This window comes from Variovorax sp. LjRoot290, assembly GCF_964253985.1.
GTDB lineage: Bacteria > Pseudomonadota > Gammaproteobacteria > Burkholderiales > Burkholderiaceae_C > Variovorax.
The window spans coordinates 295,936-322,421 of the sequence record NZ_CAXURW020000001.1 but is presented as its reverse complement, the minus strand read 5'-3'; the positions used below and the strand labels follow the sequence as shown (position 1 = coordinate 322,421).

24 protein-coding genes and 1 pseudogene are annotated in these 26,486 nt (G+C 67.8%); 6 read left to right on the top strand and 19 right to left on the bottom strand.

Features of this window, described 5'->3' with window-relative positions; all coding sequences use genetic code 11:
- Window positions 1-3 precede the first annotated feature (3 nt).
- On the bottom strand, window positions 4-726 hold the full coding sequence (locus tag ACSQ9A_RS01665; protein WP_436302460.1) for a hypothetical protein: 723 nt from the start codon (window positions 724-726) through the stop codon (window positions 4-6).
- On the bottom strand, window positions 723-1,811 hold the full coding sequence (gene alr, locus ACSQ9A_RS01660; RefSeq protein ID WP_436302459.1) for an alanine racemase: 1,089 nt from the start codon (window positions 1,809-1,811) through the stop codon (window positions 723-725). Before alr ends, ACSQ9A_RS01665 begins: the two co-directional genes overlap by 4 nt.
- Before the next feature lie 169 nt (window positions 1,812-1,980).
- On the opposite strand from alr, the gene lplT reads away from it, so the two are divergent.
- The 3 genes from lplT to ACSQ9A_RS01645 are packed head-to-tail and all read left to right on the top strand — an operon-like array spanning window position 1,981 to window position 4,696.
- Window positions 1,981-3,285: a lysophospholipid transporter LplT gene (lplT, locus tag ACSQ9A_RS01655; protein ID WP_093104315.1), complete on the top strand. Its 1,305-nt coding sequence runs from the start codon at window positions 1,981-1,983 to the stop codon at window positions 3,283-3,285.
- 20 nt (window positions 3,286-3,305) lie between these two features.
- Window positions 3,306-4,214, top strand: coding sequence for a DMT family transporter (locus tag ACSQ9A_RS01650; RefSeq protein ID WP_436302458.1), 909 nt, complete (start codon window positions 3,306-3,308; stop codon window positions 4,212-4,214).
- Window positions 4,211-4,696, top strand: coding sequence for a glutathione peroxidase (locus ACSQ9A_RS01645; protein ID WP_093104318.1), 486 nt, complete (start codon window positions 4,211-4,213; stop codon window positions 4,694-4,696). The genes ACSQ9A_RS01650 and ACSQ9A_RS01645 overlap by 4 nt, the downstream gene beginning before the upstream one ends.
- A gap of 13 nt (window positions 4,697-4,709) precedes the next feature.
- Here ACSQ9A_RS01645 and ACSQ9A_RS01640 read toward each other — a convergent pair whose 3' ends face one another.
- From ACSQ9A_RS01640 to ACSQ9A_RS01610, 7 genes are all read right to left on the bottom strand, one after another.
- Window positions 4,710-5,138 (bottom strand): carboxypeptidase regulatory-like domain-containing protein, encoded by a 429-nt coding sequence (locus ACSQ9A_RS01640; protein ID WP_436292351.1) that lies wholly within the window; start codon window positions 5,136-5,138, stop codon window positions 4,710-4,712.
- A gap of 86 nt (window positions 5,139-5,224) precedes the next feature.
- Window positions 5,225-6,454 carry a glycolate oxidase subunit GlcF gene (gene glcF, locus ACSQ9A_RS01635; RefSeq protein WP_436302457.1) on the bottom strand — a complete coding sequence of 410 codons (1,230 nt, stop codon included), beginning with the start codon at window positions 6,452-6,454 and terminating at the stop codon, window positions 5,225-5,227.
- An 11-nt stretch (window positions 6,455-6,465) separates the two neighbouring features.
- Window positions 6,466-7,563: a glycolate oxidase subunit GlcE gene (gene glcE, locus ACSQ9A_RS01630; RefSeq protein ID WP_436302456.1), complete on the bottom strand. Its 1,098-nt coding sequence runs from the start codon at window positions 7,561-7,563 to the stop codon at window positions 6,466-6,468.
- A gap of 29 nt (window positions 7,564-7,592) precedes the next feature.
- A complete protein-coding gene (locus ACSQ9A_RS01625; protein ID WP_436302455.1) occupies window positions 7,593-8,513 on the bottom strand; it encodes an SMP-30/gluconolactonase/LRE family protein in 921 nt (306 codons plus the stop codon).
- A 98-nt stretch (window positions 8,514-8,611) separates the two neighbouring features.
- Entirely contained in the window at window positions 8,612-10,150 is a 1,539-nt protein-coding gene (locus tag ACSQ9A_RS01620) for an ammonium transporter (protein ID WP_170855537.1), read from the bottom strand.
- 25 nt (window positions 10,151-10,175) lie between these two features.
- The gene (glnK, locus tag ACSQ9A_RS01615) at window positions 10,176-10,514 is read right to left on the bottom strand and encodes a P-II family nitrogen regulator (protein ID WP_093104326.1); all 339 of its coding nucleotides are present in this window, start codon (window positions 10,512-10,514) and stop codon (window positions 10,176-10,178) included.
- Window positions 10,515-10,558: 44 nt separating this feature from the next.
- Window positions 10,559-11,365, bottom strand: a complete 807-nt coding sequence (locus ACSQ9A_RS01610) for a TorF family putative porin (protein ID WP_093104668.1) — start codon at window positions 11,363-11,365, stop codon at window positions 10,559-10,561.
- 159 nt (window positions 11,366-11,524) lie between these two features.
- Between ACSQ9A_RS01610 and ACSQ9A_RS01605 the strand changes: the two are divergent.
- The 3 genes and pseudogenes from ACSQ9A_RS01605 to ACSQ9A_RS01595 form a co-directional block, all read left to right on the top strand.
- Window positions 11,525-11,662: pseudogene (locus ACSQ9A_RS01605) on the top strand (YifB family Mg chelatase-like AAA ATPase); the annotation flags it as partial.
- A 479-nt stretch (window positions 11,663-12,141) separates the two neighbouring features.
- Complete coding sequence (locus tag ACSQ9A_RS01600; protein WP_436302454.1) at window positions 12,142-12,765, top strand: hypothetical protein; 624 nt, start codon at window positions 12,142-12,144, stop codon at window positions 12,763-12,765.
- Window positions 12,766-12,838: 73 nt separating this feature from the next.
- Window positions 12,839-13,417 carry an RES family NAD+ phosphorylase gene (locus tag ACSQ9A_RS01595; RefSeq protein ID WP_436302453.1) on the top strand — a complete coding sequence of 193 codons (579 nt, stop codon included), beginning with the start codon at window positions 12,839-12,841 and terminating at the stop codon, window positions 13,415-13,417.
- 315 nt (window positions 13,418-13,732) lie between these two features.
- On the opposite strand, the gene ACSQ9A_RS01590 is transcribed toward ACSQ9A_RS01595, so the two are convergent.
- The 10 genes from ACSQ9A_RS01590 to ACSQ9A_RS01545 form a co-directional block, all read right to left on the bottom strand.
- Window positions 13,733-14,917, bottom strand: a complete 1,185-nt coding sequence (locus tag ACSQ9A_RS01590) for a fumarylacetoacetate hydrolase family protein (protein ID WP_436292347.1) — start codon at window positions 14,915-14,917, stop codon at window positions 13,733-13,735.
- 63 nt (window positions 14,918-14,980) lie between these two features.
- Window positions 14,981-18,697, bottom strand: a complete 3,717-nt coding sequence (locus ACSQ9A_RS01585; RefSeq protein ID WP_436306235.1) for a molybdopterin cofactor-binding domain-containing protein — start codon at window positions 18,695-18,697, stop codon at window positions 14,981-14,983.
- A gap of 65 nt (window positions 18,698-18,762) precedes the next feature.
- Window positions 18,763-19,263, bottom strand: a complete 501-nt coding sequence (locus ACSQ9A_RS01580) for a (2Fe-2S)-binding protein (RefSeq protein ID WP_093104332.1) — start codon at window positions 19,261-19,263, stop codon at window positions 18,763-18,765.
- A complete protein-coding gene (locus ACSQ9A_RS01575) occupies window positions 19,241-20,395 on the bottom strand; it encodes an ABC transporter substrate-binding protein (RefSeq protein WP_436302452.1) in 1,155 nt (384 codons plus the stop codon). Before ACSQ9A_RS01575 ends, ACSQ9A_RS01580 begins: the two co-directional genes overlap by 23 nt.
- Window positions 20,396-20,398: 3 nt before the next feature.
- Window positions 20,399-21,121: a bifunctional nicotinamidase/pyrazinamidase gene (pncA, locus tag ACSQ9A_RS01570; RefSeq protein WP_436302451.1), complete on the bottom strand. Its 723-nt coding sequence runs from the start codon at window positions 21,119-21,121 to the stop codon at window positions 20,399-20,401.
- Window positions 21,122-21,155: 34 nt separating this feature from the next.
- A complete protein-coding gene (locus tag ACSQ9A_RS01565; protein ID WP_093104338.1) occupies window positions 21,156-21,890 on the bottom strand; it encodes an ABC transporter ATP-binding protein in 735 nt (244 codons plus the stop codon).
- Window positions 21,887-22,690 carry an ABC transporter ATP-binding protein gene (locus tag ACSQ9A_RS01560; protein WP_093104340.1) on the bottom strand — a complete coding sequence of 268 codons (804 nt, stop codon included), beginning with the start codon at window positions 22,688-22,690 and terminating at the stop codon, window positions 21,887-21,889. Before ACSQ9A_RS01560 ends, ACSQ9A_RS01565 begins: the two co-directional genes overlap by 4 nt.
- Window positions 22,687-24,600: an ABC transporter permease gene (locus ACSQ9A_RS01555; RefSeq protein ID WP_436302450.1), complete on the bottom strand. Its 1,914-nt coding sequence runs from the start codon at window positions 24,598-24,600 to the stop codon at window positions 22,687-22,689. Before ACSQ9A_RS01555 ends, ACSQ9A_RS01560 begins: the two co-directional genes overlap by 4 nt.
- A 15-nt stretch (window positions 24,601-24,615) precedes the next feature.
- On the bottom strand, window positions 24,616-25,821 hold the full coding sequence (locus ACSQ9A_RS01550) for an ABC transporter substrate-binding protein (protein ID WP_436302449.1): 1,206 nt from the start codon (window positions 25,819-25,821) through the stop codon (window positions 24,616-24,618).
- 55 nt (window positions 25,822-25,876) lie between these two features.
- Window positions 25,877-26,461 carry an amino acid synthesis family protein gene (locus ACSQ9A_RS01545; protein WP_093104344.1) on the bottom strand — a complete coding sequence of 195 codons (585 nt, stop codon included), beginning with the start codon at window positions 26,459-26,461 and terminating at the stop codon, window positions 25,877-25,879.
- Between the last annotated feature and the right edge of the window lie 25 nt (window positions 26,462-26,486).

Genomic DNA, 26,486 nt, shown 5'->3' with positions numbered 1-26,486 from the left:
GCCTCAGCCTTTCTTGAGCAGCGCGCGCACCGCCTCGGGCAGCGAGTTCACCTGCGGCATGAAGCGGTCCAGCACCGCGCCCAGCACCACGGCGCAGAACAAGGCGCCGAGCAGCGGCTTCCAGGTCAGCCGCACCGCCGCCGTGAGCCAGCCCTCGCGGGCCACACGCACCGCGGCACGGGCCGACACATAGGAGAAGGCGACTTCGATCGCCACCGCGAGCAGCGCCTCCGAGCCGAAGTAGAGCAGCGCCAGCGCGCCGGCACCGAACACGATCGCCACCCCGATCAGGAAGATCGCGACCACCGGCACCACGATGACCGCGCCCTCGTCGGCCCCGGCCGCGGCCTCGAGCGCGCCGCCGGCCAAGTCGCCGACGCCGCCCGCATCGAGATCGGCCATCTCGCTCTGCCCCGAAGGCCAGTCGCCGATGCCGGGGTCCGGCACATCGAGGTTGAGCTGCTTGTTCTGCCGCACCAGCATCGCCGCCCACCAGCGCAGCACCAGCAGGTAGCCCAGGTAGCCGACGCCGAGCGTCACGAAATAGCGCAGCGCCAGCGACTCGACACCGGCGCGCATCTGAAGGTACGAGACCAGCCACATCAGGAGCAGCGTGAAGCTGCCGATCAGGAGGCCGTGGGTGCGAAGGTGGTAGTTGCGATGCAGGTCGCGCTCGACCTGCGTTTCCCAGAGGCGTACCGAGCGCCAGTTGGAAAGGATCTTCAATCGACAGCCACTGGCACCCGCGGCGCGACGGCGCACATGAGCTCGTAGCCGACCGTGCCGGCGGCCTGCGCGACCTCGTCGATGGGCAGCAGCGTGCCGTTCGAGGCGCGGCCCCAGAGCGTGACCTCGCTGCCGAGAGCGGCATCCGGCACCGGCGTGAGATCGACGGTGATCATGTCCATGCTGACGCGGCCCACCATGCGCGTGCGCACGCCGTTCACCAGCACCGGCGTGCCGGTGTCGCAGTGGCGCGGATAGCCGTCGGCATAGCCGACCGCGGCCACGCCGACGTTGAGCGGCCCGTCGGCCGTGAAGCGGGAGCCGTAGCCGATGGTGTCGCCGGCCTTCAGGGTCTGCACCGAGATCAGCCGCGTGGAAAGCGTCATCGCCGGCTGCAGCTGCCAGTGCGCCGCGTCGTGTTCGGGAAAATCGGGCGCGCTGCCGTAGAGCAGGATGCCGGGGCGCACCCAGTCGGCGCGCGTGGCGGCCGCGTGGCGCAGCGTGGCGGCGCTGTTGGCGATCGAGCGTTCGCCCGGCAGGTCCTGGGTGGTGCGCTCGAACACCTCGATCTGGTGCTCGATGCCGCGGCTGCCGTCGGCATCGCTGAAGTGCGTCATCAAGGAGATCTCGTCGACCTGCGGCAGCGCGTTCAGGCGCGTCCAGGCCGAGCGGAAGCGCTCCGGCGTGAAGCCCAGCCGGTTCATGCCCGAATTCATCTTCAGGAACACGCGCTGCGGCACCTGCGTCTTGTGGGCGGCCAGCATGTCGATCTGCGCGTCGCAGTGCACCGTGTGCCAGAGATCGAGCCGCGAGCAGAGTTCGAGGTCGCGCGGCTCGAACACGCCTTCGAGCAGCAGCACCGGCCCGCGCCAACCGAGCGCGCGCACGCGTTCGGCCTCGGCCAGGTCGAGCAGCGCGAAGCCGTCGGCGCCGCGAAAGGCGTCGAACACGCGCTCGATGCCGTGCCCGTAGGCATTGGCCTTGACGACGGCCCAGACGCGGGCTTCGAGCGCCGAGCGGCGGGCGCGATCGAGGTTGTGGCGCAAGGCCGCGGTATGGATGGTGGCGAGGATGGGACGAGGCACGATGAACCCGATGGCTGAGCTGAAAACATTCGCACGACCACGCCGCAAAACCCGGCGTGTGGCGTCATTTTGACACTGCACCCCCATGCTATAACCGCGCATTCCGCCAGTACCGCGGCCTTTTTCCACTATCGCCAGCAGCCCCATTCTCTGGCCAGCCAGCCCATCGATGAAGCGCGGTTTCTACACCATCATGTCGGCCCAGTTCTTTTCGTCGCTGGCCGACAACGCGCTTTTCGTTGCAGCGGTGGAACTCATGCGGAGCAACGGCGCGCCCGAGTGGCAGCGCGCGGCGCTGGTGCCGATCTTCACCATCTTCTATGTCGCGCTGGCGCCGCTGGTCGGTGCCTTCGCCGATGCCTTGCCCAAGGGCCGGGTCATGTTCATCAGCAACGCGATCAAGGTGGTGGGCTGCCTGATGATGCTGTTCGGCACGCATCCGCTGCTGGCCTATGCAGTCGTCGGCTTGGGCGCCGCAGCCTATTCGCCGGCCAAGTACGGCATCCTGACCGAGCTGCTGCCGGCCTCCCAACTGGTCAAGGCCAACGGCTGGATCGAGGGCCTGACCATCGCCTCGATCATCCTGGGCATCGTGCTCGGCGGGCAGCTGGTGGGCCATGCGCTGTCGACCCAGCTGCTCGCGATCGACCTGCCCGTGGTGGACACCGGCATCGACACGGCACCCGAGGCCGCGATCGCGGCACTGATCTTCGTCTACATGCTGGCCGCCTGGTTCAACACCCGCATCCCCCACACCGGCGTCGAGATGCGGCCGCTGCGCGCCAATCCGCAGCACGGCTTCGTGCGCAATCTGGCCGCGCTCTTGCCCGATTTCTGGCACTGCAACTCGCGGCTCTGGCGCGACAAGCTCGGCCAGATCTCGCTGTCGACGACAACCTTGTTCTGGGGTGCGGGCGGCAATCTCAAGTACATCGTGCTGGCCTGGGCCTCGCTGGCGCTTGGCTACAACACGGCGCAAGCCTCCGCGTTGACCGGCGTGGTCGCGATCGGCACCGCGATCGGCGCGATCGTCGCTTCTCTTCGCATGCGGCTCGACATGGCGACCCGCGTGATCCCGCTGGGCATCAGCATGGGCCTGTTGCTGATCGGGATGAACGCCATTGGCAACCTCTGGGTGGCAGTGCCGTTCCTGATTCTGCTGGGCGGACTCGGGGGCTTCCTGGTGGTGCCCATGAATGCGCTGCTGCAGCACCGCGGCCATAACCTGATGGGCGCCGGCCGTTCGATCGCGGTGCAGAACTTCAACGAGAACGCCAGCATTCTGATCCTCGGCGCGTTCTATAGCGCCTGCACCGGCTTCGGCCTCTCGGCCTACTGGGCCATCACCGCCTTCGGGCTCGTGGTGGCCGGCTTCATGTGGCTCATCAAGCGCTGGCACAAGAACAACCTGCGTCAATACCCCGAGGAGGTCGAGCACCTCCTCGCCATCGCACGCAGCGACAAACACCATTGACCTGACCGGGCCTGACTGTTTTGCCGGCACTCGCGCTCGTCTTCAACGCCTTCGTGTGGGGCGTTTCCTGGTTCCCCTTCCGCCAGATCGAATCCCACGGCCTGCATCCGGTCTGGGCCACGGCACTGATCTATGCGCTGATCTTCGTGGCGATGGGGTGGCTGCGCCGGCATGCGTGGCAGGCTTTCTACGTGCATCCGGCCCTGGTGCTGCTCGGGCTGGCAGCCGGCCTCACCAACCTGTGCTTTAACTGGGCGGTGACAGCGGGCGATGTGGTGCGCGTGGTGCTGCTTTTCTATCTGATGCCGCTATGGAGCGTGCTGCTGGCCTGGATCTTTCTCGGCGAGCGCCCGACGCCCGCGGTGCTCGCGCGCGTGGCGCTGGCGCTGGTGGGCGTGGCGGTGGTGCTCAAGACGCCCGAGGTCGACTGGCCGGTGCCCGCAAGCCTCGCGGACTGGCTCGGCGTCGCGGCAGGCTTCAGCTTCTCGGTGACCAATATCCTGCTGCGCCGGCTGCGCGCAGCAGGCGCCGAATCGCGCGCGCTTGCCGTGTTCGGCGGCTGTGCGCTGGTGGCCGGCGCGACCGCGCTGGCCGGCACCGCGCTCGGCGCCATCGCGGCGCCGCCGCCGCTCGCGGCCGCGCCCGGCTGGCTGGGCTGGGCCGCTTTGCTGGGTGCGGGCTTCGTCTTCGCCAACTTCTGCCTGCAGTACGGCGCCGCGCGCCTCACGGCCAGCGCCACTGCGGTCATCATGCTGTCGGAAGTGCTGTTCGCGAGCGTCTCGTCGGTGGCGCTCGGCGCGGGCACCATGGACACCCGCATCTGGATCGGCGGTGGGTTGATCGTGCTGGCGGCGCTGTGGTCGTCGTTTGCGCGAACGCCCAACGGCGAGGATGATCGACGCACTTCCCTCCTGAAGGACATGCCATGACCAGCGTTTACGACTTCGAGGCCCGGCAGATCGACGGCAAGGCCGTGCCGCTCTCCAAGTACAAGGGCAAGGTGCTGCTGATCGTCAACACGGCCAGCAAGTGCGGCTTCACCCCGCAGTTCGAGGGGCTCGAAGCGCTGCACGAAAAGTACGCCGACAAGGGCCTCGCGGTGCTCGGTTTCCCCTCCAACCAGTTCGGCAACCAGGACCCGGGCAGCAACGAGGAGATCGGCGCCTTCTGCGTCCAGAACTACGGCGTGAGCTTTCCGATGATGGAGAAGATCGAGGTCAACGGTTCCGGTGCCACGCCACTCTACAAATGGCTCACCAAGGAAGCGCCGGGCCTCTTGGGCAGCACCGCGATCAAATGGAACTTCACCAAGTTCCTGGTCGGCAAGGACGGGCGGGTGATCAAGCGCTACGCGCCGCTCGACACGCCGGCCTCGATGACGCGCGACATCGAGTCGGCACTGACGGCCTGAGCGCCGGGCACCGTCAGAATCGGAAGTCGGCGGTCTTCGAACCGCGGCCGAGCGTTACGGTCTGGCTCTTCGTCATGCCTTCGGTGGCTGCCTCGACGGTGTAGCGGCCGGCGGGAAGGTCGATCAGGCACACCGGCCCCGACGCGCGCATCGCGAGCGCCGTCGCGCCATTGGCATCCTTGATCGTCACCGCGATCTCGGCCAGGTAGGCACCGTCCGCGCGCGCGAACAGCAGCGACAGCGGATGGTCCTTCATCGCCGCGCGCATCGCCGTGGATTCGTCCGAGCCGATGCCGCCGCACGCGAAGCGCGCGCTGCCCTGCACCTTCATGGCCGGCATGGCCGTGGCGTCCACGGACTGGGCTTGCGCCATCCATGGCGCAGCGGCACACGCGCAGACGACGGCGCCGCGCAGAAGAAGGGATTGGAAGGAGGTATGCATCGACAAGCTCCCGAAATGAACGATGGGAGATGGTCGCGCCCAGCGGTGCGCCGGCGGGTCGGACCACAGCCCCTCGGCGTGTGCGATCAAGCCGCCGAAAGCGCCTCGTCGAGCAGTTCCACCCAGTGCCGCACCGGGATCTCGCTGCCGCTTTGCAGATGCGTGATGCAGCCGATGTTGGCCGAGACGATGGTCTCGGGTTTCAACTGGTTCAGGTGGCCAAGCTTGCGGTCGCGCAGCGGGTAGGCCAGTTCGGGCTGCAGTACCGAGTAGGTGCCGGCCGAGCCGCAGCACAGGTGCGATTCGTTCATCGCGATCTGCACGTCGAAGCCCAGTGCGCGCAGGTTCGCTTCGACGCCGCCGCGCAGCTTCTGTCCATGCTGGAGCGTGCATGGCGGGTGGTAGGCGACGACGCCGGACGGCGCGTTGACGCGCTCTTTCAACAGCGGCACGAGTTCGGGCAAGAGCTCGCTCAGGTCGCGCGTGAGCGCGCTGACGCGTTCGGCCTTCGCTGCATAGGCCGGGTCCTCGCGCAGGATGTGGCCGTACTCGCGCACGGTGACGCCGCAGCCCGAGGCGTTCATCACGATCGCCTCCACCACGCCGCCTTCGACGTAGGGCCACCAGGCATCGATATTGGCGCGCATCTGGGCCTTGCCGCCGTCGTGGTCGTTGAGATGGAACTTCACCGCACCGCAGCAGCCCGCGGTGGGCGCGATCACGGCCTCGATGCCGGCCGCGTCGAGCACGCGCGCCGTGGCGCTGTTGATGTTGGGCGCCATCGAGGGCTGCACGCAGCCGGCCAGCATCAGCATCTTGCGCGCATGCGTGCGCATGGGCCAAACGCCCGCCGGTTGAGGCGCCGGCACCTTGGCCCGGAGCTTGGCCGGCAGCAGGCCGCGCACCGACTGGCCCAGCTTCATCGCGGGGCCGAAGAGCGGCGAAGGCAGCGCCTCCTTCAAGGTCCAGCGCAGCGCGCTTTCCATGGCCGGACGCGGCACCTTCTCGTCGACGATCTTGCGGCCGATGTCGACCAGGTGGCCGTATTGCACGCCGCTCGGGCAGGTGCTTTCGCAGTTGCGGCAGGTGAGGCAGCGGTCCAGATGCAGCTGCGTGCTGCGCGTCGGCGCTTTGCCTTCGAGCACCTGCTTGATCAGGTAGATGCGTCCGCGCGGGCCGTCGAGCTCGTCGCCGAGCAGCTGGTAGGTCGGGCAGGTGGCGGTGCAGAAACCGCAGTGCACGCACTTGCGCAGGATCGCCTCGGCTTCGCGGCCGTCGGCGGTGCCCTGGAATTCGGGAGCGAGTTCGGTTTGCATGAGGCTACGCGTCAGTCCGCGGGGTAGAGCCGTGCGCGATCGAAGACGGCGTGGGGGTCGAACTCTCGCATCAGCGCACGGTGAATGCGCGCGAGCGGCGGGCTCAGCGCGTCGAAGCGGCCGAGCACGCGATGGCCACGCTCGGCCGAGGGCATGAACAGCGTCGCATGCCCGCCGACCGCGTGGGCTGCCGCGCGCAGTTTCAGGCCCTCGTCGGGCGACGCCAGATACCAGCGCTGTGCGCCATGCCATTCGATCAGGGGCGAGCCCTCGAGCGCCAGAACCGGTGCGGCCTGCGGCACCGACAGGCGCCACAGATCGCGCGCGGCGCGCGCGCCGAACCATCGCAGGCGTTGATCGCGCGCAGCCTGCCATTCGGCCTGGGCCTGCGCGGGGTCTTGCCGCTCTCCGCCGAGGTGGGCACAGGCGGCCGCCACCGCCGCCACCGCGCCGCGCAATCGCAGCCAGAGCCGGCCTGTATCGCCCTCTTCCAGCCAGCGGCTCGCGTTGAGCGGCAAGGGCTGGCCGCCCCAGCCGTTGAGCAGGCGCAGCGCATCGGCCTGGTTACATTCGAATGCGAGGGTGGCTTCGGCGGGCGGAACGGGCAGCACCTTGAGGCTGACATCGGCGATGACGCCCAGCGTCCCCAGCGAGCCGGCCAGCACGCGCGAGACGTCGTAGCCGGCGACGTTCTTCATGACCTGGCCGCCGAAGCTGAGCAGTTCGGCGCGGCCGTTGATCAAGGTGGCGCCCAGCACATAGTCGCGCACCGCACCGACGCTGGCCCGCGCCGGGCCGCTCAAGCCCGCCGCGACCATGCCACCGACCGTTGCGCCTTCATCGAAATGCGGCGGCTCGAATGGCAGGCATTGGCCCTGCTGCGCAAGCAGGGCTTCGAGTTCGGCCAACGGCGTGCCGGCACGCACGGTGACGACCAGCTCGCTCGGCTCGTAGCTCGTAATGCCCGCCAGCGCGGCGGTGGAAAGCGGCTCGCCCTGCGGCGGCTCGCCATAGAAGTCCTTGGTGCCGCCGCCGCGGATGCGCAAAAGCGCGCCGTCGGCGGCTGCGGCGCGGATGCGCTCGACGATCTGGCGAAGGGCTGGATCCATGCGGCCGATCGTACAGCCCGCAATACCCTTCAATCAGTGAAGAAATGGACGGGCAGTCCTGACACTTCCACGCGCATTGCGAGCACGTGGCCGGACGCAGGACGCTGTTCGAGCTCGTCGGTCGGCCGGCCGCGCCGCGCGCTGGTGACGAAGAGCGTGCGCAGATCGTCGCCGCCGAAGCAAGGCATGGTGGGGCACTGCACGGGTGTGGGAAGCGCATCCACCTGCTCGCCCGAAGGCGCGAAGCGCAGCAGTTGGCCGCCCTCGAACATTGCAACCCAATAGTGGCCCTCGGCGTCGATGGTGGCGCCGTCGGGCCGGCCTTCGTAGCGCAGCGGCGACTCGGGCGTCCAGCCCTCGGGTTTGGCATCGAACTGCCGGAACACGCGCGGGCGCGAGAGTGCATTGGCCTCCGCCGCCCAGTCCCAGGCGCGCACGCGGTGTGCCGCGGTGTCGGCCCAGTAGAGCGTTGTGGCATCGAGCGAGAAGGCCAGGCCGTTGCCGGTGGTGACCTCGTTCGCCATCTGCGTGAGCTGCGGCGCATCGCCGCTCTGCGCGTCGAGACAGTAGAGCGCAGCGTTCGGCCGGTCCTTGGCCTCGTTCAGCGTACCGGCCCAGAAGCGGCCCCATGCGTCGCACTTGCCGTCGTTGAAGCGCATGGTGCGCACGTCATGGTCGACGTTCACGATGACCGAGAGCGGGCCGCCCCATTCGCCCGCCCGGTAGATGCCGTCGCGCAGCGCGATCACCAGGCCGCCGCTCACAGCCGGCGCCATGCAGCCGGGCTCGGCGGGCAGACGCCATCGCTCGACCGTGTGGCCACCGATCTCGCCGCGGGTTCGCAGCACGGCGCGGCCCGGAATGTCGAGCCAGTAGAGCGAGCGTTCGTGCGGATGCCAGAACGGGGATTCACCGAGCTGGCAGAGGCTGTCGTCGAGCGTGGTCCACATGGCGCCAGCTTAGGCGAAAAAAAGCCCGCTCGCGCCGAAGCGCTCGCGGGCCGAACATCCAAGGGAGACCTTGCTTGCTTGAAATGATCCGTTTCGTTTCAGCGGTTGTAGGCGGTTTCGCCGTGGGCCGAGATGTCGAGGCCTTCGCGCTCTTCTTCCTCGCTCACGCGCAGACCGATGGTGAGGTCGACGATCTTGTAGGCGATGAAGGACACCACGCCAGACCACACGATGGTCAGCAGCACGGCCTTGAGCTGGATCCAGACCTGGGCGCCGATGCCGTTAGACACCACGCTGGCCGTGACCCAGTCGCCCACCAGGCCGGGGCCGCCGAGCGCCTGGGTGTTGAACACGCCGGTGAGCAGCGCGCCGACGATGCCGCCCACGCCGTGGACGCCGAACACGTCGAGCGAGTCGTCCGCGCCGAGCATCTTCTTCAAGCCATTGACGCCCCAGAGGCAGGCGAAGCCGGCGACGAAGCCGATCACGATCGCGCCCATCAGGCCGACGTTGCCGGCGGCCGGCGTGATGGCCACCAGGCCGGCGACAGCACCCGAGGCGGCGCCCAGCATCGAGGCCTTGCCCCTCATCAACGCTTCACCGATGCACCATGCGAGCACGGCAGCGGAAGTGGCCGAGAAGGTGTTCATGAAGGCCAGCACGGCGCTGGTGCCCGCTTCGAGCGCGGAGCCGGCGTTGAAGCCGAACCAGCCGACCCACAGCAGCGAGGCGCCGACCATGGTGAGCGTGAGCGAATGCGGCGTGAAGGATTCCTTGCCGTAGCCAATGCGCTTGCCGATCAGGAAGGCGCCGACCAGGCCGGCGACGGCGGCGTTGATGTGCACCACGGTGCCGCCCGCGAAGTCGAGCGCGCCCCACTGCCAGAGGAGGCCGGCCTTGGCGTTCATGGCATCGACCACATCCTTGCTGGCATAGGCGTCCGGGCCCATCCAGAACCAGACCATGTGCGCGATCGGCGCGTAGCTGAAGGTGAACCACAGCGCCATGAAGAGCAGCACGGCCGAGAACTTGATGCGCTCGGCGAAGGCGCCCACGATCAGGCAGCAGGTGATGCCGGCGAAGGTGGCCTGGAAGGCGGCGAACAGCAGCTCGGGGATATAGACGCCCTTGCTGAAGGTCGCGCCCGGCGCGAAGGTGCCGGCGGCCGAATCGAAGACGCCCTTCATGAAGAGCCGGTCGAATCCACCGATGAAGGAGTTGCCCTCGGTGAAGGCGAGGCTGTAGCCGTAGATGAGCCACAGCACCACGATCATCGAGAAGGTGACCATCACCTGCATCAGCACCGACAGCATATTCTTGCTGCGCACCAGGCCGCCGTAGAACAGCGCCAAGCCGGGGATGGTCATCATGATGACGAGCAGCGTGGACAGCAGCATCCAGCTGGTGTCGCCCTTGTTGAACGAGGGTGCCGGCGCGGCGGCCGGCGCAGCTGCGGCTTCGGCGGCGGGTGCGGCCGCGGCCGGTGCGGCGGCGGGGGCTGCAGCAGGCGCGGCGGCCGGCGCCGAGGCTGCGGGCGCTTCAGCCGCGGGCGCCGCCGGCGGCGTCTGGGCAAAGCCGGCGGTGCCGGCAGCGAGCACGCTCAGGCCGAGCGCGAGAGAGACGAGCAATTTTTTCATGTCGATTTTCTTTCGTGCCTTGAAGTCAAAGAGCTTCGCGGCCTGTTTCTCCGGTACGAATGCGAACGACCTGCTCCAGGTTGTAGACAAAAATCTTGCCGTCGCCGATCTTGCCGGTGCGTGCGGCGCTTTCGACGGCTTCGATCACGCGCTCGACGAGCTCGTCGGCCACGGCGGCCTCGATCTTGACCTTCGGCAGGAAATCGACCACGTACTCCGCGCCGCGGTAGAGCTCGGTGTGGCCCTTCTGGCGGCCGAAGCCCTTGACCTCCGTCACGGTGATCCCTTGCACACCGATCGCCGAGAGCGCTTCGCGCACCTCGTCGAGCTTGAACGGTTTGATGATGGCTGTGACCAGCTTCATGATGTTTCTCCTTTGGATGGAACAGGTCTGCGCGGCTGTATGGATCAGAGCGTCTTGGTCAGCGTGACGATGAAGCGCGCCTTGTTGGGCGACCAGGTGGGTGCGCCGAAGCCCAGGTCGGGGCCGGACACCAGCAGGTACGAGCTCTTCTTGTTGGCGCCCTGCACCGAGCCGGCCAGCGACAGGCCGTTGCCGAAGTCATAGGAAGCGCCCACGTTGTAGTCGACGTAGCTCTTGTAGCCCAGGCTGCGGATGTCGCTGCTCATGTGCGTGTAGCCCAGCGCGGCCTTCAGCGTGACCTTGGGCACGATCTCCTTGGTGTAGGCGAGATTGAAGTAGCCGGTGTTACGCCCCTTCAGGCCCGAGCCGTCGCGCTCGCCGGCGTAGTTGAAGTAGTCCTTCGAGACGGTGTGGGAGTACTTGAAGGTGAAGGCGCCGATGGCCTCGTTGGCATAGGTGGCCGCGCCGTAGAGCTCGGTGGTGTTGCCGCGGGCGTTGCCCGGGTAGACGTAGGCGAGCGCGCCGAAGTCGAGGTCGAACACGCCGGCCTTGAACTTGTAGCCGCCATAGATGTCGCTCTCGATGTCGTTGCCGGCGAGCCAGTTGACGCTGGAGTTCCAGTTGCCGACGTAGAAGCCGCTCTCGCCGAAGGCGTAGTCGAAGCCGCCCTGGATGGCGGGCTTGAAGCCCTTGGTCTTGGCGAAGCCGTTGCTACCGAGCACGTCCTGATCCTGACCGCGGAACTTGTAGTTGCTGGTGAGCGCAACGTTGCCTGTGAGCTGGGCGCTCGCGATCAGGGGCATGGCAGCCAGCGAGACAACGGCCAGGGCAGAGGCGGTTTTACGGTGCATCATCGAGAGACTCCTCGGAGGTTTTGGAATGGAATGGAAGCCATCTCAAAGCAGGGAGCGTGCCAAACCGACCGTTCCGCACTGAGAAGGGCCTGGGACAGGTGCACATTGCAACAATGAGCAAAAGATGGGCGCACCATCTTGGGGAAATGGAGAAGAATGAGCTTGTCTTTGGTGCAAGGTCATGCCTTGCTGGGCCTGGAAGCCGCCAGTGTCACGGTCGAGGTGCATCTGGCCAACGGGCTGCCCAGCTTTACGCTGGTCGGCCTGGCCGATGTGGAAGTGAAGGAAGCGCGCCGATCGGAGGCAATAAAGTCTGTCGGGTGCTTCGTTTCGCCGCCCCCTAGAAGGTCCGGCGTGACGGGGCACCGAAAGCGTCTTGAATCAAAGGCGACGATGCAGGACTGACCGGAGCCGGCGGAGCCCCGGCTCAATCTTCAGCGCCAGTACGTGACGCCGTCGTTGCACTTCCACGTGCGCCTGCGACAGGTACATCGATGGCCACCGCAAGTAGCGAAGTAGTCCCGAGGACAGGAAGCGCTCTGCGAAAGCCGCCTGTTCTTTCGGTAGTGCTCCCGTGATTCACGTTGTGCAGCATCGGGCCATTTTCTACGCGATTGAGGCTTCCGGGTGCCGGCGATGCTCAACACAATTTGGGAAAAAACTGGCTGGGCGCGCTCACCAGGAGCGACGGGAGCCATCGGCCCGGAGGCAGGGCTTCTTGCGCGCGAGAAACGTGAGGAGTAAAATCGACTCACGAATCTCACGGAACTGTCATGAACCAAACCTCCGCCAAAGAACCGCATGATGCCGTCCAGGCGCTCGTGGCGCGCATCGACAGCATGCGTGAAGCAAGCCGCCTCATCATCAGCGAGCTTTCCCGGACCCTCACCGGGCCCGGGGACAAGAAGCTGACCCTCCATGTGCGCGAGGCGATCAACGAGCTGGAGCGTCAATCGATCCAGGATTTGGTGGATGAGGTTGAGCCCAGGCGCCCGGCGGCCACCCGCATCGATCTCGAGAAGCGCGCCATCGACGCCGTCCTGCAGGGCACCGAGTGGAGCTCGGCCGCCGAAATTGGACAGCGGCTTGACGCGAAGGCAGCAAACCCGCACGCGGCCGTGAGCCGCTGGCAGCAGAGCGGGCGCATTTTCGGCATCGAGCACCGCGGCAAGAAAATCTACCCAGCCTACATTTTCGATGCGACCTGGCAGCCCTTGCCGGCGGTCAAGAAGATCCTGGCGGTCCTGGACGACTATTCGCCCTTCCGGGTTGCGGCATGGTTCGAGTCCACCAATTCGTCCCTGGGCGGAAAGCGTCCGCGCGAGGTGATTGCGAGCGCCCCGGATGCCGTCGTGGCCGCCGCGGAAGACCACAAGGTGGGTGCGGTGCATGGCTAGCCCAGCACCTCTCCTGCCTCCTCCGCCAAATTCGTTCCGCACCCTGCCGCATAAGGCTGGAGTCTGGTATCGCGTGCATCCGTACGACGCAACCACGGGGAAGTACGCGCCGGCCGCCTTCAACGCATCGGGGCCCGGCAACGCTCGATTCAGCCCCCTTTTCAATCCGGTCTCGAAAAAGCCGATTCCGACGATCTATGCGGCCAAGAGTGAGCGCGGAGCCATTGCGGAGATCGTCCTGCACGACGTCCCCTCCCCGTCGGCTGGCTACCTGCATGACCTTGAGCGCGACTACCGCGCCAACCTTCACCTGAGCCGCATTCGTGCGCCGGCGGTCCGGCTGGTCAACATGACGACCATGGGTCTCCAGGCCGCCGGCCTGAAGCCGATCGACCTCTTCGAGGGCGAGAAGGACGACTACCCCAGGACCCAGGAATGGGCGCTATGGATTTGGCAGAACATGCCGGACGCCCAAGGATTGCGGTGGATGTCCAAGCGGGACAACCAGTGCGAGGTGATCATGCTCTTCGGCGATCGGATGAACCCGTCGGACGTCGTCGACGATGGCAGTTCACAGCCGCTGCAGGCGCACGAGGACCTTGTCATCGAACTGCTGGATGAGATGGGTGCCGGGGCCTACCCCTCCATCTGACGAGGCCTGCCAGGCGCGCCAGGCACGTCGGAACACCCATCACCGCGTTCGAACCCATCGACGGAAACAATCCACGCCGCGGCCGGCCGCCCTGCCCGATTGGCCAGCCACACGCCTGAGGCGCGCCTTCAGCCAAATGCCCCAGGGGCTCGCGTACGCGAGCCCACTCGATTCAATGCAGCTTCTTCATTTGGGCTGGCCCTACAACGCTTGCACCATTGAAATTCACCTTCTTTAGCTGGTACGTCACGGCGTACACCCTCGTTTCGGTGCCCGTTGCAGACTGGCAGGTGGCCCCGATCACTGCAGCACTGTTCAGAGCAGCCCGCGCCCCGCCAGGTTGCGCATCAGCGCACCGATGCCGAAGGACCAGCGCGCGGCCTGGTCCGAATGCACGACGCGGTTCTCCAGCGCGCCGAGTTCGGGCGCCGAGATGGTCACGCGATCGCCGACCACATGGGTGAAGCCCTGGCCCGGACCGTGGCGGTCCTGCGTGGGTGCGAACATGGTTCCGAGGAAGAGCACCAGACCGTCGGGGTAGGCATGGTGCGGGCCGATCGCCTGCGACACGATGTCCAGCGGATCGCGGCTGATCAGCGAGAGCGAGCTTTCGCCTTCGAGCACGAAGCCTTCAGGGCCCGCGACGCGCAGCGCCACCGTGATGCGGCGCACCTCGTCGATGCCGAAGTGGGCATCGAAGAGGCGGATGAAGGGGCCGATCGCGCACGAAGCGTTGTTGTCCTTGGCCTTGCCGAGCAGCAGCGCGCTGCGGCCTTCGAAGTCGCGCAGGTTGACGTCGTTGCCCAAGGCGGCGCCCAGCGTCTGGCCGCGGCTGTTGATCGCAAGCACCACCTCGGGCTCGGGGTTGTTCCAGACCGAACCCGAATGGATGCCGATGTCGGCGCCGGTGCCCACCGAGGCCAGCACCGGCGCCTTGGTGAAGATCTCGGCATCGGGGCCGATGCCGACCTCGAGGTACTGCGACCAAGCGCCCTGCGCGATCAGCACCTCCTTGACCTGCGCCGCCTGCGGCGAGCCGGGCACGATGCCCGCGAGGTTGTCGCCGAGCACGCCGCCGAGCGCGGCGCGGATGGCTTCGGCCTTGGACGCATCGCCGCGCGACTGCTCCTCGATCACGCGCTCCAGCAGGCTGGCGACGAAGGTCACGCCGCTGGCCTTGACGGCCTGCAGATCGCAGGGCGCGAGCAGCCAGGGCTGGCCGGGATCGCGCCCGGCCTCGTCGCTGTTGGCCAGCACCGCGTCGAGCGCGGCGATGCGGGGCGTGATGTTGTCGCGCAGGCCCTGCTGCACGGCACCCACGGCATCGTCGAGCTCGAGCAAGTGGCTCGCGGTGGGCGCGATGCGCGTGAGGTCGTGCAGGCCGCCTTCGTGCACGGCCACCAGCGTCGGCCCGAGCCCGGGCTGCCAGAGGCGTCCGATCAGGGTGGCGCGCTCGGCATCGCGAGGCAGGCTGGTGGCGGGCGAGAGGATCGGGGGCATGCAAGGTCTCCAGAATGAACGGGCCGATGAGCCGGCCTCTGCATGGGCGATCGTACGGGACTGTCAGCGTGCCGTGTGGGCCTGCCCCGCCGCGCGCACGCGCGCGACGCTCTGCGGCAGGTCTTTCCAGGCTGTAGCCTGCGGCGCGAAGCGCGCGCGCATGTAGCCGGCCAGCTCGGCGATCTGCGCATCGTCGAGCGCTTCGCCGAAGGCCGGCATGAAACCGATCTCACGCGAGGCCGGCTCGCGCACGCCGTCGAGGATGGTGCGCAGCAGGTTGTCCGGCCGCTCGCTCGTGAGATTGCTGTTGAGCGCGAGCGGCGTGTTCACGCCCAGCAGGGTCGGCCCGTTGCCGTCGTGGTGGCAGGCGGCGCAGGCGCCGTCGAACATGCGCTGGGCGGAGCCTAGCAACTGGCCCTGGCCGGCGGCCGCGGCGGCGACCGCGCGCTGCGCCTGCGCGCTCGCTTCGGCATCGCTGGCGGCCGGATTGAAAGAAGCGAGGTAAGTGGCCATCGCGCGGATGTCGTCATCAGGCACTGCCGCCAACTCGCGCACCACCTCGGCCATCGGGCCACCGGCCATGCCGTGCCGCGGGCTGTGGCCGTTGCGCAGGTAGCGATAGAGCGCCTCGGCGTTCCAGGGCACAGCCGCCTTCGAGAGGCTGGTGAGCGCCGGCGCTTCCCAGCCCTCGACCATCGCGCCCGAAAGAAAAGCGCTGCCGCCCTGCTCCGCGCCGAGCGCATTGCGCGGCGTGTGGCAGGCGCCGCAGTGGCCCAGGCCGTTGACGAGGTAGGCGCCGCGGTTCCATTCGGCGCTTTGCTGCGACGCCGGCTGCATTGGCGCCGGATCGTGGAAGAGCGCGTTCCAGCCTGCCATCAGCGGCCGCAGGCCGAAGGGGAACTTGAGCCCCGCCTCCGGCGTGGGCGCGCGCACCGCGGGCAGCGACATGAAGTAGGCATAGAGCGCCTGCAGGTCGTCGTCGCTGGTCTTCGCGAAGGCGGTGTAGGGGAAGGCCGGGTAGAGATGGTGGCCGTCGCGCGAGATGCCCTCGCGCATCGCGCGCTGGAAGGCGCTGAAGGACCAGCGGCCCAGGCCGGTCTCGGCATCAGGCGTGAGGTTGGTGGTGTAGATGGTGCCGAAGGGCGTCTCCATCGCACGGCCGCCGGCGTTGGGCGTTCCGCCCGGCGCGGTGTGGCAGACGGCGCAGTCGCCGATGGCGGCGAGCGTGCGGCCGCGTTCGATGGTGGATTGGCTGTAGACGGGGGCGCTGAGGGTGACGGGGGCGATCGTCGAGCGCCAGCCCATGAGGCCGGCGATGACGCCGAGGCCGCCGATGACGAGGGCGATCGCACTGGCTGCCTTGCTCCTTCCCCCTCTGGGGGAAGGCTGGGATGGGGGCACGACGACGCCACCATCGAACGCTGGGTTGCCCCCACCCCCACCCTCCCCAAAAGGGGGAGGGAGTGAAGACGGGTTCAGCGCAGCACGCACCACTTCCGGCGTGAACGGCGGCGCCCTGAACCGCACCCCCGTCGCATCGAAGATCGCATTTGCGATCGCCGCCGTGCCAGGCACCGAGGACGACTCGCCCGCTCCGAGCGGCGGCTCGCCGGGCCGCTGCATGTGCATGACCTCGATCACCGGCACGTCGCGGAAATTGACGATCGGGTAGCTGCCCCATTCGCGGCTCGCGACCACGCCCGGGTTGGGCGCGCTCTGCGGCACGAACTGCACGCGCTCCTTCAACGCGCGGCTCGTGGTCTGGATCACGTTGCCGTGGATCTGGTGTTCGACCCCGGCCGGATTGACCATCAGCCCCGCGTCGTGCCCCACCACCACGCGGCGCACGTGCACCTCGCCGGTCTTGCGGTTGACTTCGACATCGGCCACCCAGGCCGACCATGCCGCGCCGAAGCCCGGCCACTTGCTGTGCACGTAGCGCGCGTAGGCGAAGCCTTGCCCGAAGAGCACGTCGCCACCGGGTCCGAGGCCGCCGTCGGCATCCTCCTGCGGCCCGGTGCGCATGCGCCAGCCGGCCTTCTGCGCGGTCTCGCGCACCAGTTCGGCCGCGCGCGGATCGTTCAGGTGGCGCAGGCGGAACGCGACCGGGTCGACGCCGGCCGCGGTGGCCAGTTCGTCGACGTAGGACTCGTGCGCGAAGGAGCTCGGCAGCGCCGACACGCCGCGCAGCCACGAGGCGCGCACGATCGGCGCCATGTCGTTGACCTTGACGCGCAGGTTGCCGTACGCATAGGGCGGGCGCGCGGTGCGGTCGCCCATCTCGAAGGCCTGGGCCGCAGGCTCGATGGTGCGGGTGAGCAAGAGCGCCAGCGTGGGCGCGCCGTTCGACGGGTACGAGGTCTCGAAGTCGTAAGCCGCAACGCCGCCTTCGGCATCGATCCCGCCCTTCACCTGCATCAGCTGCGCGGCACCCTTGGGCTCCCACGCATGCTCCTGCTCGCGCGTGAGCTGCACCCGCACCGGCACGCCGGCCGCGCGCGCGAGCAGCGCGGCATCGGCCGCGACGTCGTCGGCGCCGTTGCGCCCATAGCAGCCGGCCGCCTCCATGCGCACCACATCGACCGCGACATCGTCCACGCCCATGAGCTTGGCCAGATCCGCGCGCAGCACATGCGGGTTCTGCGAGCCGGCCCACACGCGCAGTTGCACATCGCCGCCTTCGCCTTCGGGTTGCCAATGCGCGAGCGCGCACGAGGGGCCGATCGATGCGTGCATCTGGTAGGGCCAGACGTAGGTGCGCGGCATCGACTCGGCTGCACGGGCGAGCGCGCCCTCGACATCACCTTCGTCGACCAGCAGGCGCTGCGTGGCGGGGTTGGCGCGGATCGCGCCTTCGAGATCGTCGAGCGAAGGCAGGCCGGGCCAGCGCTTCCAGATCACGCGCAGTTCGCGCAGCGCCTGCTCGGCATGCTCCTCGCGCTCGGCGACGATGCCGACGAAGTCGCGGATCACCACCACGGCGCGGATGCCGGGGATGTGGGCGATCGAGGATTGGTCCACCGATTCGAGCGTGTTGCCGATGTAGTCGCCGTGGTCCGCGCCCGCATAGGGCGGGCGCACGACGCGGCCGTGCAGCATGCCGGGCGCGCGCATGTCGTGCACGAACACCAACTCGCCCGCGAGCTTGGCCGGGATGTCGACGCGCGCCACCGGGCTGCCGACGATGCGGTAGTCCTTCGGATCCTTGAGGCGGGCGCCGCCGTCGAGCTGGAGCACGGTGCGCACGCCCGCCACCAGCTCGCCGAAGCCGACGCTGAACGCGGGGTCGTCGCCCGCATGGATGCGGCCCTCGCGCACCGCGAGCAGTGAGGGCTGCACGCCGAAGCGCTCCGAAGCCTGCGCGAGAAGCCAGGCGCGTGCCTGCGCCGCCGCGAGCCGCAAGGGCGCGGCATGGATCTGCAGCGAGGCGCTGGCGATGGTCGCGCCCTGGTTCGGCGCGCGGGCGGTGTCGCCGAGCACCATGCGGATCTGCGCCAGCGGCACATCGAGCTCTTCGGCGACGATCTGCGACAGCGCGGTCTGGATGCCGGTGCCGAGATCGACATGGCCGTTGAGCGCGGTCACGCTGCCGTCGTCCCACAACGCAAGCAGGATCTCGGGCCCTTCCGCGGGATTGCCCGACACCGTGGCCGGCTGGCCGTTGGCGACCGGCGGCGCGGGTGGCGTCTCGCGCACCACGACGAGCACGCCCTCGGCATGGAGGAAGTCGCTGCGGTTGCGCGCCAGCTCGGCGCGAAATGGTGCCCCCAGGCTCGGCACTCTCGTGTCCTCGCCGCCCCCCGAGGGGGCTACCGCGCCTTGGGGCGGCCCGGCGGCGCGGTTGCTCACGAGTCGGCGTCCTTTGCCACCATCAGCTGCGCCGCACGCTGCACCGCCGCCATGATCTCGACATGCGTGCCGCAACGGCACAGGTTGCCCGAGAGCTCGTTCCTGATCTGCGCATCGCTCGGATGCGGCTCGCGCGCGAGCAGCGCCGCCGCCTGCATCACCATGCCGTTCAAGCAGTAGCCGCATTGCGCGGCCTGCGCGTCCTCGAAACCTTGCTGGACCGGATGCCATTGCTCCCGCGAGCCCAGCCCTTCAAGCGTGGTGATGGCCCGTCCCGCAACCCCATGCGCCGGAATCACGCAGGCCCGCGCCGCCACGCCATCGACCCACACGGTGCAGGCGCCGCACTGGCCCAGGCCGCAGCCGTACTTGGGACCGTTCAGGCCCAGGTCGTTGCGCAGCACATGCAGGAGCGATGCCTCGCGCGGCACCGCGAGCGCGTGCGCGCGCCCGTTGACCTGCAGGGCGAAAGTCTCAGCGCTGGAGGCGTCCGTCACGTGTGTACATCTCCAGATCGACGAAGGTCGAGCCGTTGTGGTTCTTCGGCCCGTAGGCCACCGGGAACTCGCCGATGCGCGTGTCGCCCAGACTCTCGAGGGCCGTGACGAAGCTCTCGCGCGTGAGGTGGCGGCCGGCGCGCTTGAGCCCTTCGACGAACACGCGCGCGGCGATATAGCCCTCGAGCGAGGTGTAGCTGTCGATCTTCTCGCCGAACTCCGCGCGGTCGCGCCGGTAGTCGGCCACGATCGGCACGCGCACCAACTGCGGCGGCGGCACGATGCTGGCGGTGACCAGGCCTTCGAGCTTGCCGCCCAGGCGCTGTGCCGAACCGGCCGCGTCGGTGATGCCGACCGAGAGCGTGTAGAGCGGCGCAGCCGCACCACCGGCGCGGTAGTCGCGGATGAAGACCTCGCTCATGCGCCCGGCCATGATCATCACCACCGCGCCGGGCTTCGCCTTGGCCAGGCTCTCGCCGATGTCCTTGGCGTCGGTCGCCGCAATGGCCATCGGCAGCGCCTGCACCACCTTGACCTTGTACTCGGCCGCGAGCTGCTCGCAGGTCGCGAGGTTCGACTTGCCGAAGGCGCTGTCCTGGAACACCACGGCGATGTTGTGGATGCCGATGGTCGACAGGTGGCTGATGATCTTGCGCAGCTCCAGGTCGTAGCCCGCGCGCACATGGAACAGGTTGCGATTGAGCTTGGTGCGGAACGAGGTGGTGCCCACCAGCGGCGCGAACATCGGCACGCCGGCCTTGTCGGCCAGCGGCATGGCCGCCACCAGGTTGCCGGTGGCGACGAAGCCCATCAGCGCGAACACCTTGTCCTCGTCGATCAGCTTGGCCGTGTTGACTGCCGTGCGCTGGGGCTCGTAGGCATCGTCGTAAGAGAGCAGCGCGATCTTGCGGCCGTTGACGCCACCGCCCTTGTTCACGCGGTCGAAGTAGAGCTTGATGCCGGCACGGTAGTCGTTGCCGAAATCCTGCGCCACGCCGCTGAAGACGGCCGATTGGCCGATGCGGATGCTGGTGTCGGTGACACCGTTTTCGGCGGCGTGCGCGAAGGTCGAGAAGAAGGCGAGCGCGGCAGCGCAGCACGCCGCCGCGGCGCGTCGGGAGATGCGGGCCATCGCTCAGGCCACTTCGATGTCGGTGGACTGGATGCGCTTGACGCCCTTGGCCGCCATCTGCTTCCAGGCCGCGGCCAGCGAGCCGTTGAGGTCGATGGCGCGGGTCGCGTCCTCGATCACGTAGGCCTCGAAGCCGTGCTTGCGCGCATCGAGCGCGGTCCAGGCGACGCAGAAGTCGGTGGCCAGGCCGCTCACGAACACCGTCTTGATGCCGCGCTGCTTGAGGTAGCCGGCCAGGCCGGTCGCGGTCTTGCGGTCGGCCTCCTCGAAGGCCGAGTAGCTGTCGACGCCCTTGTGGAAGCCCTTGCGGATGATCACCTGCGCGGTCGGCAGCTTGAGGTCCTTGTGCAGCGCCGCGTCGTCCGTGCCCTGCACGCAGTGGTCGGGCCACAGCACCTGGTTGCCGTAGGCCAACTTGATGCTGCTGAAGGGTTTCTGGCCCGGATGCGCGCTCGCGAAGGAGGCGTGGCCCTGCGTGTGCCAGTCCTGCGTGACGACGATGTTCTCGAAGGCCGTGGAGAGCTTGTTGATCACCGGCACCACCTCGGCCCCGCCCTTGACCGGCAGCGTCCCGCCGTCGACGAAGCAGTTCTGCACATCGACCACGATCAGGGCCGCGTTGGCCGCCGGCTTGATCTTCGCCGCAGCGATGAGCGGCGCCGAAAGTCCCGCGAGCCCCAGGGCTGCGGCGGACTGAAGAAAGGTTCTGCGGTGCGTGTTGTGCATGGTGTGCGCTCCTCGGGTTGAAATAATCCTGTGATCAGACGCTCAGGTACGCCCTGCGCACCTCGTCGTTGGCGGCCAGTTCGGCCATCGACGCCTGGTAGCGGATTTGTCCCTTCTCGAGCACGTAGGCGCGGTCGGACACGAGTTCGGCGAAGTGCATGTTCTGCTCCGACAGCAGGATGCTCACGCCCTGCGCCTTGAGCTCGAGGATCATGTTGGCCATCTGTTCCACGATCACGGGCGCCACGCCTTCGGAGGGCTCATCGAGCAGCACCAGGTAGGGGTTGCCCATCAGCGTGCGCGCCACGGTCAGCATCTGCTGCTCGCCGCCGCTCATGCGGCCGCCCGGGCGGTTCGGCATCTCGCCGAGGTTGGGGAAGAGCTTGAACAGGCGTTCGGGCGTCCACAGCGGCGCGTCGCTGCCGTCGGCCCAGCGGCGCGCGGCCTGCTTGCCGACTTCGAGGTTCTCCATCACCGTGAGGTCGGTGAACACGCGCCGGTCCTCGGGCACGAAGCCCAGGCCCAGCTTGGCCGCGTGGTGCGGCTCGCTCTTCGAGATGTCATGGCCCAGGAAGCGCACAGCGCCGCGGCGCTTGCTCAGCATGCCGATCAGCGCCTTGAGCGTGGTCGACTTGCCGGCGCCGTTGCGGCCCATGAGCGCGACCACTTCGCCGCGTCGCACTTCGAGGTCGACGTCATAGAGGATCTGCGCGGCGCCGTACCAGGCACACAGGGCGTTGGCTTCCAACAACTGCTCATGCGAACTCATGCCGCCTCTCCTATCGCCGCGTTCACCGCGGCCGCCTTTTCGGCGATCTTCTCGAAGGTCTTGCCGCTGCCGAAGTACACCTCCTGCACCTTCGGATGGTCGCGGATCTCGAGCGGCTTGCCCTGCGCGATGAGGCGCCCGCGCGCCAGCACGATCATGCGGTCGGCGTACGCGAACACCACGTCCATGCTGTGTTCGGTGAAGAGCACCGCCATGCCGCGGTCGATCACCAGTTGCTTGGTCAATGCCATCAGCGAGTTGCGCTCCTTGGGGGCCATGCCGGCGGTGGGCTCGTCCATCAGCAGCAGCTTGGGACTGTTGGCCATCGCGATCGCGAGCTCGACGCGCTTGACATCGCCGTAGGCGAGCACGCTGCAGGGCCGGTCGGCCTGCGCCTTCATGCCGACCTGGTCGAGCAACGCCAGCGCCTCGTCGCGCTTGTGATCGGCGGCGCGGCGCCAGGTGGAGAAAAGTTTGTGGTCGTGCGAGAGCAGCGCCATCTGCACGTTCTCGACCACCGTGAGCGAGGCGAAGGTCTCGGCGATCTGGAAGGTGCGGCCCACGCCCATGCGCCAGATCTCGCGCGGCTTGCGGCCCACGAGTTCCTGGCCGTCGAGCAGGATCGATCCGCGATCGGCCTTCAACTGGCCGTTGACCATGTTGAAGGTGGTGGACTTGCCGGCGCCGTTGGGGCCGATCAGCGCGAGCAGCTCGCCCGGCGCCAGGTCGAAGCTGATGCCGTCGACGGCCTTGACACCGCCGAAGGATTTGCCGAGTTCCGAAACTTTGAGGAGGCTCATGCTTCGGCCTCCTTCAGCTTGCCGGCCGCGCCGCCGCGCCGCCGATCGAACAGCTGCTTGGTGAAGCCCGCGATCCCCTGCGGGAACAGCAGCACGAGCAGCAGGATGATCCCGCCCAGCATCGCGCGCCAGTAGTCGGTGTTGCGCGCCACCGTGTCGTGCAGCCAGGTGAAGGTGACGGCGCCCACCACCGGACCTGCCAGCGTCTGGATGCCGCCCAAAAGCACCATCACCAGCCCGTCGACCGACTTGCCCACGCTCAGCGATTCGGGCGAGATGCTGCCCTTGGAGAACGCATACAACGCACCGGCCAGGCCCGCGGCGGTACCCGCGACCACGAAGGCCACCCACTGCATGCGCTTGACGTCGATGCCGATCGCATCGGCCCGCAGCGTCGAGTCGCGCCCGGCGCGCAGTGCATAGCCGAAGGGCGAGAACAGCACGCGGCGCAGCCACAGCACGCCGATCGCCACCAGTGCGAGCGTGAGCCAGTAGTACACGCGCTTGTCCGAGAGCCACGCCGCCGGCCAGACACCGGTGAGGCCGTTGCTGCCGCCGGTGAAAGTGTCCCACTGGTAGGTGATGGCCCAGGTGATCTGCGCAAACGCGAGCGTGAGCATCGCGAGGTAGACGCCCGACAGGCGCACCGCGAACCAGCCATAGACGAAGGCGCCGGCCGCCGCCACCAGCGGCGCGACGACGAGCGCGAGCTCCATCGGCATGCCGCTCGCGCGCACCAGCAGCGCGGCGCCATAGGCCCCGAGCCCGAAGTAGGCCGCATGGCCGAAGGAATGCATGCCGGCCGGGCCCATGATGAAGTGCAGGCTGGTCGCGAACAGCGCAGCGATCATGAGGTCGATCATCAACACCGTCGTGTAGGGCGAGTCGGCCGTGATGAAGGGCATGGCTGCGAGCACGAGGCCGAACACGGCGGCCGCAATCAGGTAAGCCCTGCTCGGGCGACGCAGCGGCTCCTCCTGCATGCCCACATAGCGGCTCGGCGCCTGCGGCCGGCCGAACAGGCCCCAGGGGCGCCACACCAGCACCACCGCCATCACGAGAAAGTCGACCACCAGCGTGAGCTTGGAGAACGAGACGCTGATGCCGAAGACATCGACCACGCCGAGCCAGATGCAGATCGCCTTGATCTCGGCGATCAGCAGCGCGGCCGCGTAAGCGCCGGGAATCGAGCCCATGCCGCCCACGACGACGACGACAAAGGCCGCGCCGATGGTGTTGAGGTCCATTTCGAGCGTGGCCGGTTCGCGCGGCAGCTGCAGCGCGCCGCCCAGGCCCGCGAGCAGCGCGCCGAGCGCGAACACGGCGGTGAACAGCCATGCCTGGTTGACGCCGAGCGCGCTGACCATCTCGCGGTCCTGCGTGGCGGCGCGCACCAGCGTGCCGAAGCGCGTGCGTGTGAGCAGCATCCAGACCAGGCCGAGCACCAGGGGGCCGACGACGATCAGGAACAGGTCATAGGAAGGAAACTGGCGTCCGAGGATCATCACCGAGCCCGAGAGGCCGGGCGCGCGCGGGCCCAGCAATTCGTCGGGCCCCCAGAACCACAGCACCGCGTCCTTGATCACCAGCACCAGCGCGAAGGTCGCGAGCAGCTGGAACAGCTCGGGTGCCTTGTAGATGCGGCGCAGCAGCACCACCTCGATCAGCGCACCGAGCACGCCGACGGCGAGCGCGGCGATCACGAGCGCCGGCCAGAAGCCGACTCCCGTGCCCAGCCGTTCGACCAGCGTATACGCCACGTAGATGCCCACCATGAAGAACGAGCCATGCGCGAAGTTCACGATCCGCGTGACGCCGAAGATCAGCGACAGGCCGGCCGCCACCAGAAACAGCGACGACGCACCGGCCAGGCCGTTGAGCAATTGAACAATGAACCCCGAGAAACTCATGGTGGACGTGCTCGATCAATCCGCGGTGCGCGATTTCTTCACGTCGGCGGCGGAGGGCTGGAACTTGGCGCCGTCGAAGTACTGGTAGTCGACCATCACGCCCTTGCCGTTGTCGTTCTTCGTCTTGCCGACGAAGGCGCCCATGGTCGATTGGTGGTCTTCGGGGCGGTAGAGGATCTTGCCGAAGGGCGTGTCCACCTGCAGGCCCTCGAAGGCGGCGACCAGCTTCGGCGTTTCGGTGCTCTTGGCCTTGGCGGCGCCGGCGGCGACCGACTTGATCATGGTGTAGCCCACCACCGAACCGAGGCGCGGATAGTCCTTGTACTTGTTGTGGTACGCGAGGAAGAAGGCCTTGTGCTCGGGCGTCTGGATGCCGTACCAGGGATAGCCGGTGACGATCCAGCCGTTCGGCGCCTCGTCCTTCAGCGGATCGAGGTACTCGGGTTCACCGGTCAGCACGCTCACCACTTCGCGGCCCTTGAACAGGCCGCGCGTGTTGCCTTCGCGCACGAACTTCGACAGGTCGGCGCCGAACAACACGTTGAAGATCGCATCGGGCTTGGCATCGGCCAGCGCCTGCACCACGCTGCCGGCATCGACCTTGCCCAGCGGCGGCGCCTGCTCGGCGACGAACTCCACATCGGGTTGCGCCGCCTTCAGCAGCTGCTTGAACGCGGCCACCGCCGACTGGCCGTACTCGTAGTTGGGGTAGACGATCGCCCAGCGCTTCTTCTTGAGCTTGACCGCTTCCGGCACCAGCATCGCGGCCTGCATGTAGGTGCCAGGGCGCAGGCGGAAGGTGTACTGGTTGCCGCCCTGCCAGGTCATCTTGTCGGTGAGCGGCTCGCCAGCCAGGAAGAAGAATTTTTTCTGCTTCGCGAAGTCGGCGACGGCCAGCCCGGTGTTGGACAGGAAGGTGCCGGTCAGCACGTCGATCTTCTCGCGCGAGATCAGCTCTTCGGCCACGCGCACCGCGTCGCCGGGGTTGGCGTTGTCGTCGCGCGTGATGAGCTCGATCTTCTTGCCGTTGACGCCGCCCTTGGCATTGATCTCCTCGACCGCGAGCTCCATGCCCTTCTTGTAGGGCTCGAGGAAGGCGGGCTGGGCCTTGTAGCTGTTGATCTCGCCGATCTTGATCACGCCCTGCGCATGCGCGGGGATGAGTGCAGTGGCGAGCGTGGCGACGGCGGCCGCACTGAAGACATGACGCAGGGGGTTCATTGAAAGCTCCTTGGGATCGAACGGAAGAGGAAATGCATGAAGTGGCAAGAGCGGCTCAGCGGAGGCCGTCTTCGCCCTTGATCTCGGAAACCTGCAGGCCGCCGATGCGCGGCAGCGGACGGCCGCTGTCGGTGACCGCCACCGCGACGACGATCTCGTTGGCGCGCGGCGCATCCGACACGCGGGCCTCGACGGCATCGAAGTGGCTGCGCACGAAGGCCGCGTCCTTGTGGCCCAGCGGCACGTCGATGGCGGTGCCGAGCGTGCCGCGCTTCTTGGCCGAGGGCACCAGCGCCGCGCCCTTCTCGACCGCCACGCGCAGCGGCGCGCCGAGCTTGGGATGCAGGATGGCCGCGGCATGCTCGAGTTCGCCGGACTCGCCGACGATCGCAGCCTTGCCGTAGCTCTGCACCCGGCCGGGCTCGATGCCCAGCGCGGCGACGGCCTTCTGGCCGAGCAGCGCACCCAGCTCTTCGCCGATGGCGATCAGTTCGTCCAGCGATTCGCTGTAGCGGCCTGCATAGGGGTTCTCGATCACCGCGATGGCGACGGCGCGGCGCGTGGGCGGCTCGATGCTTTGGCCCATTTCCTTGCGGGTTTCGTCGACCTGCACGACGAGCTTGCGGATGTTGGCGCTCATGGTTCTCTTTCCTTGTCTTGTCTCT